Origin of the sequence: Xanthomonas hortorum (assembly GCF_024339125.1) — a bacterium.
Taxonomy (GTDB): domain Bacteria; phylum Pseudomonadota; class Gammaproteobacteria; order Xanthomonadales; family Xanthomonadaceae; genus Xanthomonas; species Xanthomonas hortorum.
Genome location: NZ_CP101417.1, coordinates 598825 through 614065, shown reverse-complemented (window position 1 = coordinate 614065; position 15241 = coordinate 598825). Strand labels below are relative to the sequence as shown.

Annotated in this window: 13 protein-coding genes and 1 pseudogene; 8 read left to right on the top strand and 6 right to left on the bottom strand. The window is 57.0% G+C overall.

The window, feature by feature from the left end; all coding sequences use genetic code 11:
• The first annotated feature begins 240 nt into the window (after window positions 1-240).
• Both NMB96_RS02480 and NMB96_RS02475 read left to right on the top strand, forming a co-directional pair.
• A complete protein-coding gene (locus NMB96_RS02480) occupies window positions 241-840 on the top strand; it encodes a hypothetical protein (RefSeq protein WP_162498235.1) in 600 nt (199 codons plus the stop codon).
• Window positions 837-2159: an XVIPCD domain-containing protein gene (locus NMB96_RS02475; protein ID WP_255086150.1), complete on the top strand. Its 1323-nt coding sequence runs from the start codon at window positions 837-839 to the stop codon at window positions 2157-2159. Before NMB96_RS02480 ends, NMB96_RS02475 begins: the two co-directional genes overlap by 4 nt.
• Window positions 2160-2190: 31 nt before the next feature.
• Here the strand turns inward: NMB96_RS02475 and NMB96_RS02470 are convergent, their stop codons facing one another.
• Window positions 2191-2445: a hypothetical protein gene (locus tag NMB96_RS02470; RefSeq protein ID WP_023905277.1), complete on the bottom strand. Its 255-nt coding sequence runs from the start codon at window positions 2443-2445 to the stop codon at window positions 2191-2193.
• A gap of 350 nt (window positions 2446-2795) precedes the next feature.
• On the opposite strand from NMB96_RS02470, the gene NMB96_RS02465 reads away from it, so the two are divergent.
• From NMB96_RS02465 to NMB96_RS02450, 4 genes are all read left to right on the top strand, one after another.
• Window positions 2796-3797: an arabinogalactan endo-1,4-beta-galactosidase gene (locus NMB96_RS02465; protein ID WP_183086635.1), complete on the top strand. Its 1002-nt coding sequence runs from the start codon at window positions 2796-2798 to the stop codon at window positions 3795-3797.
• A gap of 367 nt (window positions 3798-4164) precedes the next feature.
• Entirely contained in the window at window positions 4165-6852 is a 2688-nt protein-coding gene (aceE, locus tag NMB96_RS02460; RefSeq protein ID WP_055827940.1) for a pyruvate dehydrogenase (acetyl-transferring), homodimeric type, read from the top strand.
• 85 nt (window positions 6853-6937) lie between these two features.
• A complete protein-coding gene (locus tag NMB96_RS02455) occupies window positions 6938-7576 on the top strand; it encodes a hypothetical protein (RefSeq protein WP_255086145.1) in 639 nt (212 codons plus the stop codon).
• Window positions 7530-9758 carry a hypothetical protein gene (locus NMB96_RS02450; protein ID WP_255086144.1) on the top strand — a complete coding sequence of 743 codons (2229 nt, stop codon included), beginning with the start codon at window positions 7530-7532 and terminating at the stop codon, window positions 9756-9758. The genes NMB96_RS02455 and NMB96_RS02450 overlap by 47 nt, the downstream gene beginning before the upstream one ends.
• Window positions 9759-10688: 930 nt before the next feature.
• On the opposite strand, the gene NMB96_RS02445 is transcribed toward NMB96_RS02450, so the two are convergent.
• The 4 genes from NMB96_RS02445 to NMB96_RS02430 all read right to left on the bottom strand — a co-directional run bounded on the left by NMB96_RS02445 (window position 10689) and on the right by NMB96_RS02430 (window position 13203).
• On the bottom strand, window positions 10689-11339 hold the full coding sequence (locus NMB96_RS02445) for an Eco29kI family restriction endonuclease (RefSeq protein WP_255086143.1): 651 nt from the start codon (window positions 11337-11339) through the stop codon (window positions 10689-10691).
• Entirely contained in the window at window positions 11336-12550 is a 1215-nt protein-coding gene (locus NMB96_RS02440; RefSeq protein ID WP_255086142.1) for a DNA cytosine methyltransferase, read from the bottom strand. The genes NMB96_RS02445 and NMB96_RS02440 overlap by 4 nt, the downstream gene beginning before the upstream one ends.
• A 49-nt stretch (window positions 12551-12599) precedes the next feature.
• On the bottom strand, window positions 12600-12848 hold the full coding sequence (locus NMB96_RS02435; RefSeq protein WP_255086141.1) for an XRE family transcriptional regulator: 249 nt from the start codon (window positions 12846-12848) through the stop codon (window positions 12600-12602).
• 157 nt (window positions 12849-13005) lie between these two features.
• A complete protein-coding gene (locus NMB96_RS02430; protein ID WP_255086140.1) occupies window positions 13006-13203 on the bottom strand; it encodes a hypothetical protein in 198 nt (65 codons plus the stop codon).
• A 251-nt stretch (window positions 13204-13454) separates the two neighbouring features.
• Here NMB96_RS02430 and NMB96_RS02425 point away from each other — a divergent pair, with 251 nt between their 5' ends.
• The gene (locus NMB96_RS02425) at window positions 13455-13694 is read left to right on the top strand and encodes a hypothetical protein (RefSeq protein WP_255086139.1); all 240 of its coding nucleotides are present in this window, start codon (window positions 13455-13457) and stop codon (window positions 13692-13694) included.
• Between the two features lie 13 nt (window positions 13695-13707).
• The gene (locus NMB96_RS02420; protein ID WP_255086138.1) at window positions 13708-14595 is read left to right on the top strand and encodes a hypothetical protein; all 888 of its coding nucleotides are present in this window, start codon (window positions 13708-13710) and stop codon (window positions 14593-14595) included.
• A 111-nt stretch (window positions 14596-14706) separates the two neighbouring features.
• Here the strand turns inward: NMB96_RS02420 and NMB96_RS02415 are convergent.
• Window positions 14707-15183: pseudogene (locus tag NMB96_RS02415) on the bottom strand (XVIPCD domain-containing protein); the annotation flags it as partial.
• Between the last annotated feature and the right edge of the window lie 58 nt (window positions 15184-15241).

Here is a 15241-nt window from a genome sequence, read left to right as displayed (position 1 = left end):
GTTGTCGGCTGGCGATGTGAACCCCGTGGCGATAACGCGCTCCCCTAGCGGACAGGTCGAATCATGGCAGCTTTCCGGCGGGCAACAACTGCCTCACGTCAGCTGCCGTAAATTGACCCCACCGGCTCAAGCGGACTAGATTGAGCCCCCTTATCGCCATGGAGGCCGGCCTTGCGCCTGATTCTCACACCGAGCCTGCTGGCCCTTTTGCTTACGGCCTGTAACGCCCCGGAGACCAGCATGACCCAGACCACATCCCCCGCAACCGAGGCCACTGCAGAAGCCGACGTGGAGGCGGGCGGTCGCGGCCTTGCCAAATTGAATCCCAGCCCACGCAAGGCCTTCGAGGTCACGCTCACCCTCGACAAGGCGCCCGGTACCTTCGGCCTGGTCCAGGGTGCGGCGCAATACGACGTCAGCAACGAAGCCGAATGCGGCAAGATCCAGCCCGACACCGGTACCGCCGGGCGCATCACCAGCCAGGAAGACTTCGCGCTCAAGAAGATCTCCGACACCGAATACCGCGGCACCGTCTATCTGGACCTGATGCAGGACGAGGACTATTACGGTCGCGGCGTCTGCCATTGGGAATTCAGTGGCGCCAGCGTGCTGCTCAAGGCCACCGGTGCCGAAGAAGAGACGCGCTTTTTGTCGTTTATCGAAGGCAAGACGGTGACGGCGCAGCAGCCGCAGACGAAGTACTACTGGAAGGAAGGTTATCCGCGCTCGGAGTCCAAGAGTTTCCCGGACACTGGCGAGCTGAGCCCGGAAAAGTTCAAGCCTGAGATCCGCGACAATCTCTTCACCATCACGTTGGCTGCCAAGGAAGTTGCGCCATGAGCATTCCATCGCCGCAATATGCGGGCTTGTCTGAAGATGCCTACAAGGATCGCGCCGTCGGCCGGCGCGCACCGGGTCAGGAAGAGATTGTCGACATCGAGGGACAGCGTTACGCCGTTCTCGACCACGTCAACAACAAGTCCACTGGCTACCAGGGCACGATTTACCGCAACGAAGGCAGTGGCGAAATCGTGGTTGCGCATCGGGGCACCGAGGGCGCTGCCAAAGACATTCTTACCGACGCGACCATGGTCACCTCGCGGACCAATCCGCAGGCAGCCGATGCGCTGGCGCTGACTCAGAACGCGATGACCATTGCCAAGGATGTCGGTAAGCGAACCGGTCACGCACCCGAAGTCACCGTCACCGGCCACTCCCTCGGCGGCGCGCTCGCACAGGTCTCCGCGCACCACTACGACCTCAAGGGCGAAACCTTCAACTCGTACGGCGCGGCCAGCCTGAGCTACCGCATTCCGGAAGGCGGCAACAGCGTGATCAACCACGTCATGGCATCCGATCCGGTCAGTGCCGCCTCGCCGCATTTCGGGCAGGTGCGCATCTATGCCAAGCCTGATGAAATCACCACGTTGAATGGCGCCGGCTACAGCAACAGCAAGGCCAACTTCCTGATCCCGGACTACCCGCTGGTGGCGGCCGGCAGCTCGCTGGGCGCGCACAAGCTGGGCAACTTCCTGGGCGAGCACTCGGCGCTCACCGACCCCAACGCGCGCCCGCTGGCCGAAAAGAACGCGCGGATGATCGACGAATACCGCAACGATGTGGATGGGCTGCGCACCGGCACCACCATCCTGACGCGTAGCGCGCGCGGCCTCGGCCAGGACGCGGTGGACGCCATCCGCGGCCCGCTCGCACCGGGCGAGCCCGCCAAGCGCGACGCGCGCGAGCACGGCAACGACCACACCTCGCTGCGCATCGACCAGCCCGGGCACGTGGGCAATAGCCTGTTTCAGGATGCGCAACGTGGCGTGCACGCGCAGGACGCACGCGCCGGGCGCACACCCGACCAGCACAGTGCCCAGTTGTCCGGCTCGCTCGCATCGGAAATGCATGCCGTCGGCGGCAAGCGCATCGACGAGGTGGTAATAAGCCCCGATGCAGCGCGCACCTTCGCCGTGCAGGGCCGTGCCGACGACCCCGCGCAGCTGCGTGTCAGCGTCGAGACGATGACCGCCATCAATACCCCGCTGGAACAGAGCAGCCAGCGCGTTGCAGAAAATGCCGCACGCCAGTCGGTGGCATTGGAACAGCAGCAGTCGCAGACCCAGCAACAGCAGCAGGGCGCACGCGCGATGAGTTGAGTGCGGTCATGCGTTTGCGGCCCGGTGGTGTTCATTCGCCCAACCAGCCTCCGTGACGCAGTGCCGCTTCGACCTGCCACTGCTTCCATCGCACGTTGCACCAAAAACGCCGGCTTGCCGGCGTTTTTTCGTTTGATCGCTGCCGATCCTGCAGCGAGAGCTCGTTGAGTGCGCCGAACAAGAGTGCGCCGAACACGCAGGGCATCAGGAGTTGCGCTTCCACCAGCGTGCCCAATTGCCGGCAGGCCTGTAGCGCGTTGCCGTATCGCGTCAGGCCCAGGGTCATTGCGGTCGCAGACGGTCGGCCATGCATGTCGTTGCGGCAACAGAGCGCCAGGATCAGATGCCTCGCGCAGTACCGCGCCGTTTTTCTGTTGCACCCGCACAACATCGCGCTGGCGAAAATAGTGCCAGTTCGCTGGCGCAAGGTTTTTTCCGCCGCGAACTATGCCGCAATCGCCCAGCACCTATAGCGAGCGCAACCGCGTTGCAGTGCCGTGTTTGAATCGCCACCGTTTCGCAGCGTGCGTGGCATCGCGGCATTGCCCGCTTCGCCGCACAGCACGCCTCGAGATTCAGGGGGATCAGGCAAGGCGCCAGGTGGCGCGACATCCATCGATCAAGGGAGAGGGTTTCATGAGCATGTTTCGTAAGGGCTATAGCCGCTTGCTGTTGGTGCTGCTGCTGGGCTTCGTCAGCGCCGGGGCAGGCGCGCAAGGCATCGCCAAGGGCGCCGATGTCAGCTGGCTCAACCAGCAGGCCGCTGCCAACCCGCCGCAGGTGTTTCGCGATGCATCGGGCAACACCACCGACTTCATCAAGCTGTTCAAGGATGTGGGCGGCAACGCAGTGCGCCTGCGCGTGTGGGTCAACCCGTCCGGCGGCTGGAACGATGGCCGCGACACGCTCGACAAGGCCAAGCGCGCCGCCGCGCAGGGCATGCGCATCATGATCGACTTCCACTACAGCGACAGCTGGGCCGACCCCGGCAAGCAGACCAAGCCGGCCGCCTGGGCGGGCCACTCCGTCGCCCAGCTCAATACCGATGTCTACAGCCACACCCAGGGCATCCTCAAGTACCTCAGGGACAACGGCATCACCGTCAGCTGGGTGCAGGTGGGCAACGAGATCAACAGCGGCATGCTGTGGAACGAGGGCAAGACGCCCAACTTCGCCAACCTGGGCCAGTTCATCAATAGCGGCTACAACGCCACCAAGGCGGTGTACCCCAACGCCAAGGTCATCGTGCATCTGGCCAACGGCTACGACAACGCCAACTTCCGCTGGTTCTTCGACAACCTGCGCTCGGCCGGCGGCAAGTGGGACGTCATCGGCATGTCGCATTACCCGCCGGTGGGCAGCTGGCAGGACTACAACAACCGCCTGGACACCAACATGCGCGACATGATCTCCCGCTATGGCAGCGACGTGATCGTGGCCGAGGTCGGCATGGACTGGCAGCAGGCCGCCACCACCCGCGCCATGCTCACCAACCTGCTCAGCCGCAGCAACGCCATCGGCTCGCGGGTGCTCGGCGTGTTCTATTGGGAACCCAACGCCTACCCCGGGTGGCAGGGCTACACCATGGGCGCGGTCAACAACAACGGCCAACTGACCGAGGCGCTGCAGGCGTTCTGACCGGCCGCGCCACGCAACCGGGCACCTATCGACCACCCCCGTAGGAGCGCACCCGGGCGCGACGGGCTTTACCGGTAACGCCCCTCGCGCCCAGGTGCGCTCCTACGGTGCATGCACATCGGCCCATTCCGCGCCGAGCCGGGCGCTGGCGCTCGGCAATCGCCCGCCGTTGGCCCTCATCCTTTGGTCGTACACCAGCAGCGCCCGCATGCGTGGCACCCGCCGCCAACACCCACCCGCGCACAACACCATCCCATTCCATACGCACCCGTAGCGAGGAATGCCAACAGGTGCGTGCGGTACACTTGGGGGTTCACGAATTCACGATGTCGACACACCCGCGGGGTGTGTCCCCCCGGGAGCGCTAATGAACTGGTTGAACGAAGTGCTGCACAACGATCCGAACCCGCTTGAGACGCAGGAGTGGCTCGAATCGATCAAGGCCGTCATCGATGTAGAAGGTCCTGAGCGCGCCCATCAGCTGCTGGAAGGCATGGTCGAACAGACCCGCCGCGCCGGCGCTTACCTGCCGTTCTCGCCCACCACCGAGTACGTCAACACCATCGCACCGGCCAACGAGGCCAAGAACCCCGGCGACTCCGCGCTGGAGTGGAAGATCCGCTCGATCATCCGCTGGAACGCCATGGCCACCGTCGTGCGGGCCAACCGCAAGCCGGGCGACCTGGGCGGCCACATCGCCTCGTTCGCCTCCAGCGCCACGCTGTACGACGTGGGCTTCAACCACTTCTGGCGCGCGCCCTCGGACAACCACCCGGGCGACCTGCTGTTCATCCAGGGCCACAGCGCCCCGGGCATCTACGCCCGCGCCTTCCTCGAAGGCCGCATCAGCGAAGCCCAGCTGGACAACTTCCGCATGGAAGTGGACGGCCAGGGCATCTCCTCCTACCCGCACCCGTGGCTGATGCCCGAGTTCTGGCAGACCCCCACCGTCTCGATGGGCCTGGGCCCGCTGGCCGCCATCTACCAGGCGCAGTTCATGCGCTACCTGGAAAACCGCGGCCTGATCGAGAAGTCCGACCGTAAGGTGTGGTGCTTCATCGGCGACGGCGAGAGCGACGAGCCGGAAACCCTCGGCGCCATTGCGCTGGCCGGCCGTGAAGGCCTGGACAACCTCATCTTCGTGGTCAACTGCAACCTGCAGCGCCTGGACGGCCCGGTACGCGGCAACGGCAAGATCATCCAGGAACTGGAAGGCGTGTTCCGTGGCGGCGGCTGGAACGTCATCAAGCTGCTCTGGGGCGGCTACTGGGACGCCCTGCTGGCCAAGGACACCGACGGCGTCCTCAAGAAGCTGATGATGGAAACCGTCGACGGCGAATACCAGAACTGCAAGGCCTTCGGCGGCGCCTACACGCGCGCCAACTTCTTCGGCAAGTACCCGGAGACCGCGGCCATGGTCGCCGGCCTGTCTGACGACGACATCTGGCGCCTCAACCGTGGCGGCCACGACCCGCACAAGGTGTATGCCGCCTACAACCAGGCCGTGAACACCAAGGGCATGCCCACCGTGATCCTGGCCAAGACGGTCAAGGGCTACGGCATGGGCTCGGCCGGTGAGGCGCTCAACCCTACTCACCAGACCAAAAAGCTGGACGACGCGGCGGTCAAGCACTTCCGCGACCGCTTCAACATCCCGGTCACCGACGCCCAGCTGGAAGACGGCCAGGTGCCGTTCTACCACCCCGGCGAAGATTCCCCGGAAGTGCAGTACCTCAAAGAGCGCCGCAACGTGCTGGGCGGTTTCCTGCCCTCGCGCCGTCCCAAGGCCAGCAAGTCGTTCGTCGCGCCCACGCTCGACAAGTTCGAGCGCCTGCTCAAGGACAGCGGCGAGCGCAGCTATTCCACCACCATGTCGTTCGTGCAGAGCCTAAACATCGCGCTGCGCGACAAGGAACTGGGCCCGCGCATCGTGCCGATCGTGGCCGATGAAGCGCGCACCTTCGGCATGGAAGGCATGTTCCGCCAGATCGGCATCTATGCCCCGTTCGGCCAGAAGTACAAGCCGGTCGATGCCGACCAGCTGATGTACTACCGCGAAGACCAGACCGGTCAGGTGCTGCAGCAAGGCATCAGCGAGCCGGGCGCCATCGCCTCGTGGATGGCCGCCGGCACCAGCTACTCGGTCTCCGACGTGCCGATGCTGCCGTTCTACATCTACTACTCCATGTTCGGCTTCCAGCGCGTGGGCGACATCGCCTGGCAGGCAGCGGACATGCGCACGCGTGGCTTTCTGCTCGGCGGCACCGCCGGCCGCACCACGCTCAATGGCGAAGGCCTGCAGCACGAAGACGGCTTCAGCCAGGTCATCGCCGGCTCCATCCCCAACGTGCGTAGCTACGACCCGACCTTCGGCTTCGAAGTCACCGTCATCATGCAGCACGGCATGAAGGCGATGATGGAAGACCAGATCGACGAGTACTACTACATCACCCTGATGAACGAGAACTACGCTCACCCCGGCATGCCGGACGGCGCAGCCGAGGGCATCATCAAGGGCATGTACCTGCTCAAGGACGCCGGCAAGCCCAAGAAGGGCGAGCTGCGCGTGCAGCTGCTGGGCAGCGGCACCATCCTGCGCGAAGCCATTGCCGCAGCCGAGCTGCTGGACAAGGATTTCGGCGTCACCGCCGACATCTGGTCCTGCCCCAGCTTCAACGAAGTGCGCCGCGACGGCTTCGCCGCCGAACGCTGGAACCGCCTGCACCCGGAGGCCGAACAGCGCAAGCCCTACGTCACCCAGCTGCTGGAAGGCCGCCAGGGCCCGGCGATTGCCGCAACGGACTACGTGCGCCTGTTCGCCGACCAGATCCGCGCCTTCGTCCCAATGACCTACAGCGTGCTCGGCACGGATGGGTTCGGTCGCTCGGATACGCGTGCGAACCTGCGTCGTTTCTTTGAGGTCGACCGTTACTACATCGCGCATGCGGCGATTGCGGCGCTGGCGAAGGACGGCAAGATGACGGGCAAGGACGTGGCCCGGGCGATCAAGCAGTACAAGATTGATCCTGAGAAGGCGAATCCTGTAGGGGTTTGATTTGAATTAGCAAAAAAGGCGGCCTAATGGCCGCCTTTTTCGTTAGATTATAGGATGTGATAAAAATGCCTCAAGGAGAGTGGCGGTGATATCAGCTCACGCATTTATTGATTGGGATACTGCTCGACGAATTCGCCGTCCTCCTGGGGGATTAAGCGAAAATATCGATTTCAAGGATAGAGTTCGTTATGTCAGTGAGTGTTATCAAGAAATTCAGCAGCGTACAGTTGACTGTCTTTCGGGGATGCAGTCAAAAAGCAAAGTTAAGATTGTGATGAGTCGTATTTATCACGGTTGGCACCGAGGCCGAACGGCTACAGATGATCGGCGCGCTTGGGAAGAGGCTAAAAGCAAGCTCCGTCCAGTTGCTAATAAGAATGTCTCATTCTTGGCAGACATAAGATTTGGTGATTCGCTAATTTGCGGAGGATTACGATCTCCGCTCTTTGATACGCTTAGAAGACGGGATGATGGGCTCGACCAACAAAAGATGGTCGACACCGCACTTGTTGCCGATTTACTTTCCTACTGTAGGGCCGAAAGTGCCGGGTTTCGGCGTGGGAGACCCCCAGAGGCAATGGCAATCGTAATAGCGAATGACGATGATCTTCTACCCGGCACGTTTGCTGCCGAACAGTGGGGGCTGCCAGTTAAGGTGATGAGAATAAATCGCGCGAATGAAAGTAAGTTTCTCCAGCTTGATGGCCTCGTTTACTCATTGTGAATATTATAAAATCATGATAGATGACAGAGATATCGAAGATATTGAATCCTTCGCAGATCCATATACCGGTGTTAAGCGGAAGAGGATGACGGCAGGTTGCATTAGGCTAAACATGATTCGTGGCGGAAGAGATCTTTCGCTCGAATTTAAAGAAGATGGTGTGGTTGAAGAATTGGTCGGGCGTAAAGCACGTTACCCGAGCGTAAATTCGCTGCTGGCGTCCGAGCGTTTTGCCAACCTTTCTCAGTTTGTCAGCACTCAGTTGCGAGCATCCGCTTTAATCAAGGTGGGAAATATAATTCCGTCTTCGATTGAAGTTTCCAATAGGGCGCTAACCACTGAAGATTTTGTTAATGAATTTAATTCCAAGAATGACAAGAAAAAATTAAAGCTCTTTCTCTTGGAAGGGCCGGCTGGAGTGGGTAAAACATTCCAAATTAACGCTCTTGTCGAGTATTTTGCAAAGAAAGCTAGTGGATCTGAAGCAATTGCACCAATACTGCACTTGACCAGCAAAGGGCGCCGCCTTTCAAATTTGAGAGATGCATTGGCCGCCGCAACGCAGGATATTAACGCTAGTTTCTTCGCCCGACATGTCCCGATTCTTGTGAGGCGAGGATTGCTGACGGTCGCGATAGATGGATTCGATGAGCTTGTAGATGCCGATGGATATGAGGATTCTTGGTTAGCGCTTCGTCAATTCATCGAAGAAGTTGGATGCGGTGGCACGATGCTGTTAGCAGCGAGAGATACCTTCATCGAGGAACAGGACCTTCTCACGCGAATTGAGAAAAGTCGCGATGAGGTTGAACTGACTGTAGGGAGAGTCTTGACTCCAAACGCAATGGAGGCGAAAGAATGGCTGGAGAAATCCCCTAATTGGAAGCCTAGTGAGCTCGACTCCGAGATTTCCGAAGATTTATTGCGAGATGAAAGCTATGTACTACGGCCTTTCTTTCTCCGGGAACTCTGGACTGCAAAGGGCTGGAGTGAAGTAGCCGACACGGGGCCGAGAACTTTTATAGTAAACCGATTAGTTGGTAGAGAGGCGCGCCTGATTTCTCAACAGATCGGGGGCGTAACGGTTGAGGTGGTTGCTGAGGTGTTGCTTCAGCTCCTCGAAGAGGTTGCTGTTGAAATGGCTGGTAGAGAAGTTGATTCTGTAGAAATCGAGCATCTCTCATTCTTGACGGAATATATATTCGAGGGCGTACTGGATGTTCAATCGATAAGAAAGCTTATGCACAAGTCTGGAAGTCTTGCTCTTTTGGAGCTTACTTCTGATAAAAGAGCAAGACGTTTTCCGCACAGCGAGGTTAGGCATTACTTTTTAGGTCAAGCAGTCCGCAGAGCGCTTGCCCAAGGGGGGGTGCCAGCTTTCCTTCGTCGTTACGTATTTAATTGCGAAGAACTGGAAGTTTTTGCAGAAGTTTTTTCCAATAAGTCGAAAGAAAATAATGCTGCATCTAACAAGGCTTCAGTATTGCTTTCTTCTGAGATTTCAGGTGACTCCTTAGCTACTAATCTATCTGCATTACTTTTTATAATGCTCTCGCTGGGATATTGCGACAGAATTGATTACGCAGAGACAATTGAGGCGACGTTTGCCGGGCTGACACCGGTGGGGACTATTTCAAACTCAAAGGTTAATAGGCTCGATGCTTGTGGTGCTGATATTTCTGAGGTGACGTTTTATCAAGTTGAGGTTGATACATTGGTGGTGGACGAAGGAACCTTAATGGGTTCCTCGATGCCTAATATCAAAACTTTAGAAGTCATTGGTAGAGATGGTACCCAGCCAGTTCGAGGAAAGAGTGAAATTGCAAGTTGGATTAGTCTGCGTACTAGAATGGATGGTGCTGCTAATACGGCTGAGGTAAAGCTACTTGAGAAGGTTGCGCGCAGATCAATAAAGCAGTTTTATCTAAGAGTCGCCGGTGGCGAAAACGACGGAGCCGAGCTTCTCAATGATCCCCTCTGGAGTTTTGTAAGTAAGGTGCTTTCCCGTCATGGACGTTTAGAAGTGCGTCGAGCGAAGCCGATGCATGGCAGGCCATCGCCATTGATTAGGATAAAAAATCCTCTGGCTCTACTAGATTCATTAAATAAAGAGACACAGGAAATTTGGAGCGAACTCCTGAGCGAAAAGAAGACTTCGAGAACAAGAAGGGAGGTGAGGTAAGGTTTACTTAAATTTAGATCTTATCAATCGAAAATTAGCAGCGGATTGAGTTTGTAAAGTGTACGTGGCGCGATCTTTCGGTAATCAGACTAGCAAGAATGGCTGACCATGCGCGCGAGCTAAGCATTGCAAAGACGTCTGGATTCGGCGCTCTATCCCATGCACGGGTTTAGCTAGCCACCGCTGCTGCTGGCAGGCGAGTCGCTGTTGGCAGTTCGCCGTGTAGTGTTCATTAATCTTGCTGGCGCTTGAGCGCATCTGCACAAGGCTGGATCGGCTGCGCACAGATGCGCTTATACGCTGAGCTTGAGCGCGTCCATGGCGGTATGCTCCGCTGACAGCGCGCAAAGTGCTTCTGGCATATAACCCGCCAGTGGAAAAATGCCAATATGGATTTCCAGCTATCGTTTGCAGACCGTCTAATTTGACAGGCTTTAAGCGTGCTCAAATCGCAGCAAGCCTACAAATAGGCATATCGGCAGTAACGAGGTGACCGCAGCCGGCACTGAATGTGCCGCAAACAGCTGTTCCAACACGGCACAAGCATTTGTTAGCTCAGTTGCGGCAGCGGATGACGTAGATCCATCTGGTTCCCCGGTCGCGAACGGAATAATTCTGCAGCGGCAGCATGCTCAGCAGTAGGACGGCGGCTATGGATAGTCGGAAATCGCCAAAAATCAGGCTGAAGCGTGGCGAGCACTGGCAGTTCTGGTACACCTAAGCGGCCATTTAGCGCTGCGTGACTGGTCGTATGTGATATTGCAAAGATTAAATGTTAGCGATTGCAAACGCGACATGGGTTGCTGTAAGGGCCTCTGAACGATGCAGGTGCGTGGATATTAAGAAAGCCTGCCCTGGCTAATGCTCGGGTTTGCTTCATTAATTTCACCATTAGGTTTACTTGGTTAGATGCTACATCATTGTAGTGCGTTAATTGCCTTCAGCTTCAATGAACTTGTCAGATAGACAGGCAGGCAGAACTCGAAGGTAAGTGGCTGCATCTTCGGCGATTCTGAACTGCGACTCTGGTCTTTCAGCTAAACGCTCTGCCCACTCTCGGCCAGGGTGCAAAACATCCCAACGGGGCCGCATACCCGCGTGTCTCCCCCTTCCAGGATTATGGTTGCCAAATCCATCGATGAGTGAGTTCCAGACCGGAGTGAAGCGGGAGATGATCAGGGACTCCCCTAGGGGGATCCATATGTCATCGACGACAAGAAATCTACAGAAGAAGTCGTCGATACTAAGATTGCTAGCCGAGCGAATGCTGTCCGCATGCTCTTTGAGGCGCTTGAAGAGCACCCTGCCAGCAGGTACATCTACGCTGCCGCCTACACGGGCGCCAGCAGGGATGGCCTTGCCGACATAAATGGGGAGCATGAAGCTCCCATCGGCATTTAGCCTCGAAACCTGTTGGTAGGCTTCAAACTCACCCGTGTAATAAATTGCATATATGCCAGCCCCCTCGAACTGGGGCAGCTGGCCCAGCGGATGAACTTCCTTAGTGAGAAGCGCCTCTGCGACACTGGCTCCAAGATTCTTTTTGTCCAGCGGATTAAACGGGATTACTTTGCCGGTCATGCGCGCTTTCTTCTCATTGATGCATCATTCTTGGCGATCTTAGCCAAGCCTGCAATCGCAAGCTGCTCGGCCACGCTAGAAGCTACCCTTTGCCCAAGAACGACAGGTACCGCATTGCCAAGCTGACGCATGGTCTCCGACCAGCTGCCGTGAAACTGGAAGCCATCAGGGAAGGTTTGGATGCGAGCGCTCTCACGAATGGTGAAGTAGCGAACCAAGCCGCCGTCCTTCACAAGCATGTTCTCGCCGCCTGGAACTCCATGCCCGCCAGCCTTCAGAGTCTTGGCAGGGAGGTCGAGCGGACTGCCTGTATGCCCGGGATATGAGCGAGCGCCAGCCTGAAACACATGGTTAGCAATTTTCTTCGCCTCGCGGCTCTCGGGGTCGGGTAACCCTTGGAGCGCATCCCGTACGGTTCGCCATGCCAATGTCGGAGGTGTTGTTCGAAATTGCTGAAGCTTCGCAACTTTTGCAGCGAGCCTCGCAGGTGTCTTGGGCTGACGAATCCCATGCCGCTTCCAGTAGACGCCTGTTACCCACTGGTCGTGAAGTAGGGCGTCATAGCTATGCGTCTCATGAGGGAACGACCACTCAACGCCCAGGTCATCTCGGAATCCAATGAGGAATACCCGCTCACGCTTCTGTGGAACGCCGTAATTCGCAGCGTTTACTAGCGTTGGAATGACGTTGTAGGTGAGTCCCTTGCCTTTACGCTTGCCGGAAGTTCGTTCAACTTGCAGCCGTGCGAGATGATCTGTCCAGTCCTCGTCCTTCCTGGGTGGAACATCCGGGAACTCAAGCTGAAGCTGGATGTAGTGGAAGTAATTAGCAAATTTTGCGCGTGTCAGACCTTTGACGTTCTCCACAATGAACGCTTTCGGACGGAGCTGTCTGATGATCTCAACAGTAGCCGGGAACATATCCCGGTTGTCCTCGTGAGCCTTGTGCTTCCCGCCGATGGAGAAAGGCTGGCACGGGGGGCCGCCTGCAAGAAGCTCGATGTCCTGAGGGATTGACGACCAATCAAATGACCGAACGTCGCCCTCATGCAAGTTCCAACCACGTACCAGGGGGTAGTCGCGCTTTTGGTTTTCGCGGACGGTGTCGCAGGCCCACTTGTCCCACTCCACAACGGCCAGGTGCTCGAAACCAGCGATCTCGCACCCCATGGCCAACCCGCCAGCACCGGCGAACAGCTCTACCGATCTCATTTCAGTACTCCAGTAATTCTGTTGGAACGAGCAGGAGCGGTTGCACTCCTCATCGCGGAGACTCCTGTGCGCTCTTGTTGTTAAGCCCAGGCTTCGCCTCGACCAAAGAAATCTCCATTCCCACTGCTGCAAGGACCGCGATCAGCTTCCTGCTACCAAACTCAGTAAGCCGGCCCCTCTCAAAGCGGGAGAGCGACTCAGCTGTAACGCCGCTTTGCTTGGCCACTTCAATCTGCTTCAAGCCAAGCTGGCGACGCCTCTCGGCGATCTGGATTCCAAGTTGATGCAGGGTGTTCACGTGGAGAAGATGACTCGTAATCGTGGGCGGCAATTATTGATGTATACGTCAAGTCTGGCAAGCCGGGCGTGAGGTGAATTATCGGCCTCCATAGTCTCGCTGCGTGAGAACTTCGCCGTCGAGCTGAGGTCGGGAATAACGGGGTCAGGTTCACTTATCAATAGACGATGCTCGGTTTGTGTGACCGATGAGCGGGCCTTATGCCCGCAAAGCGGCGGGTCTTGGCTTCGACCATCGCGCGGAAGGCGTCGTGGCCCAGAGCTCGCTGCTGTTGTAGATGGAGGCGGATGCTAGTGAGCAGGTCGTCGGACAGGTCTTCATCGAGCAGGGCGCGGTAGGCGTTGCATCGCTCCATCGGATCGTTGCCAAGCGCAAGCCAACAGGGGTGTGGCGTCAGTGCCGAGTGCCCGCGTTGCCCCACAGGTTGGCTGGGCAACTGGACCAGCGATGCGCCGCCGGGTCGTCTAGCAGGCAAGTATGTACCGGTTAAAGTTCGATGTAGCGGTGGCAGAGAAGAGGCTAGTCAGCACCGTCCACGAGGCAAGTTTTGTGGCGCCCTTCCCATAATAGGTATACAGACTGGCAGTCTGTGGCGTGTAGTGCCCCATGCAGCAAGCGTATCGCTATCGTCTAGAAAGCACGGCAAGTGGTTTTCCCGCGCTCCACGATATGCTGCAGGATGCTGAAAGACCGATGAGTGGAATTCTGGCCACATCGCAATACTTCCGGCAAGGCGTTGGTGCTGATATCGACGAGACCTCTCGAGGATTGGGGCTGTGGTCTGAAATTCGCGTAGGAAATGAACCTGGCCCAGTTAGCACGCTTTGGTATATTAACTATTTATAAAAAGGAAAATTAGTTGAATAATATCATGCATGGATTTGTTGGGTCCTTTATAAAAATTGCTACGGCCGCCGCGAAAATTTCAAAGTTTTTAGTTTTATTTAGCGCCACCCGGTGGAATCGAATTTCTGAAATTGCTTTTAAAGAATACGCGCAATCTAATTTGGAGGTTAGGCTTTATTCGCTAGCCATTTATTTTATGTTGGCCGGTATGTCGGCACATTTGCTGGGGCAGAAGGTGTGGGTAGAGGAAACGATGATGCTTGGTATAGTTTCGGCTGCTCTAGGATTTGTCTCTTGGACAATGCCGTGGATTTCGGAAGCTTGGAAAAAACCCGTAATGCGGAATTCTGCATGGCTTGTGCATCTCGGTGTGCTGCTGATTTCTGCCGCAATTGGACGCGGTTTGATGACGAAGTTTACTGGCCTGCCGGGCCAGGATTTCCCCTTGGCTGTGGGATTTTTATCGCTCTTGATGTATCCAGTTGTGTGGATGCTAATTGCTGTGATCATCATAGGGGCAACTTCTTTGGTGCTGGAGGTATGGATACTATTGCAGGCAGGGATGGTCGCTTTGCTACAACCTTTTAAATTAATATTTACCAAGAAGATGCATGTTCGCGATAAAGCTAATGAAGCGCTTTGGCTTGGTCGTTTTCTTGGTAGTTTATCTTTATTTTTAGCTTTATCGTCTCTTGCAAGTATTAGTTCAGTGGTATTGCCGAAGGTGGAGGTGGCAAGTTTATGGTTGGCTTATCTGGGAGACTATCAGATGGTTGATAAATATCCGGGTATTGATATCGGGTCAAAAGTTGTTTTGCATGAAAATGGAGTTTATTCAATTGCAACGGCAGATGGTGGGAGGGTTATGATAAGTGTGGGCACTTGGTCGCCCCCGAAATAAGCGAAGCATAAGCAGGTGGGGTATGGCGGAAGCGACAAGTAGTGATGACGCAGAAAATCGATAGCGATTGTGTTTCATCGTGTCAAAAATGGTAATAATCGAGAGTAGCAGTCAGACACTCATACGTGGCGCTTGCTGACTATCCTGCTGCTTGCTTCGTGCCAATTCCTGCTGTCGTGTTTGTGTCTGTTCTTGGGCGATGGCTTGGTTGGCCGCTTGTAGCTTTGCGTCCGACTGCTCCAAAGGCATATGAATTGCTTGGTCGATAGAGACAGCTGCGCGCTTGTGTGTTGGGTCGTCGATGTGCCCTTCGATCGCGACGAGGTTGCCGTTCTTGCCCATCAGTACGTGGTCCACGCGTTGCAGCGCGTTGGCGGCGAGCGAGGTATTGCCGGCGTCTGGATAGCGCTCGCGATTGTCCTTGCACGCAGCCAGCAGGCAGCGGCTGACGCGCTCGCTCATTTCGTCATACGGCTTGCCAACGCTCTCATCGATCTTGGCCACGCCTTCGCGGATCTGCTTCAACATGGGGTGATCGGGATGATCCGGATCTTGCGGCCCCGATGCTTGCGGTCGTGTGGGGGCGCTATGGCCGCGTACATCTGTGTCTTCCTGAGTCTTCTTGGAAGAGGTGTCCGCGTTGTCG

What these genes read in the sequence shown, in the direction of transcription:
- NMB96_RS02480 (WP_162498235.1), top strand. Translation starts at nt 241, where the DNA reads ATGACCCAGACCACATCCCCCGCAACCGAGGCCACTGCAGAAGCCGAC.
- NMB96_RS02475 (WP_255086150.1), top strand. Translation starts at nt 837, where the DNA reads ATGAGCATTCCATCGCCGCAATATGCGGGCTTGTCTGAAGATGCCTAC.
- NMB96_RS02470 (WP_023905277.1), bottom strand. Translation starts at nt 2,445, where the DNA reads ATGACCCTGGGCCTGACGCGATACGGCAACGCGCTACAGGCCTGCCGG.
- NMB96_RS02465 (WP_183086635.1), top strand. Translation starts at nt 2,796, where the DNA reads ATGAGCATGTTTCGTAAGGGCTATAGCCGCTTGCTGTTGGTGCTGCTG.
- aceE (WP_055827940.1), top strand. Translation starts at nt 4,165, where the DNA reads ATGAACTGGTTGAACGAAGTGCTGCACAACGATCCGAACCCGCTTGAG.
- NMB96_RS02450 (WP_255086144.1), top strand. Translation starts at nt 7,530, where the DNA reads ATGAAAGTAAGTTTCTCCAGCTTGATGGCCTCGTTTACTCATTGTGAA.
- NMB96_RS02445 (WP_255086143.1), bottom strand. Translation starts at nt 11,339, where the DNA reads ATGACCGGCAAAGTAATCCCGTTTAATCCGCTGGACAAAAAGAATCTT.
- NMB96_RS02440 (WP_255086142.1), bottom strand. Translation starts at nt 12,550, where the DNA reads ATGAGATCGGTAGAGCTGTTCGCCGGTGCTGGCGGGTTGGCCATGGGG.
- NMB96_RS02430 (WP_255086140.1), bottom strand. Translation starts at nt 13,203, where the DNA reads ATGGAGCGATGCAACGCCTACCGCGCCCTGCTCGATGAAGACCTGTCC.
- NMB96_RS02425 (WP_255086139.1), top strand. Translation starts at nt 13,455, where the DNA reads ATGCAGCAAGCGTATCGCTATCGTCTAGAAAGCACGGCAAGTGGTTTT.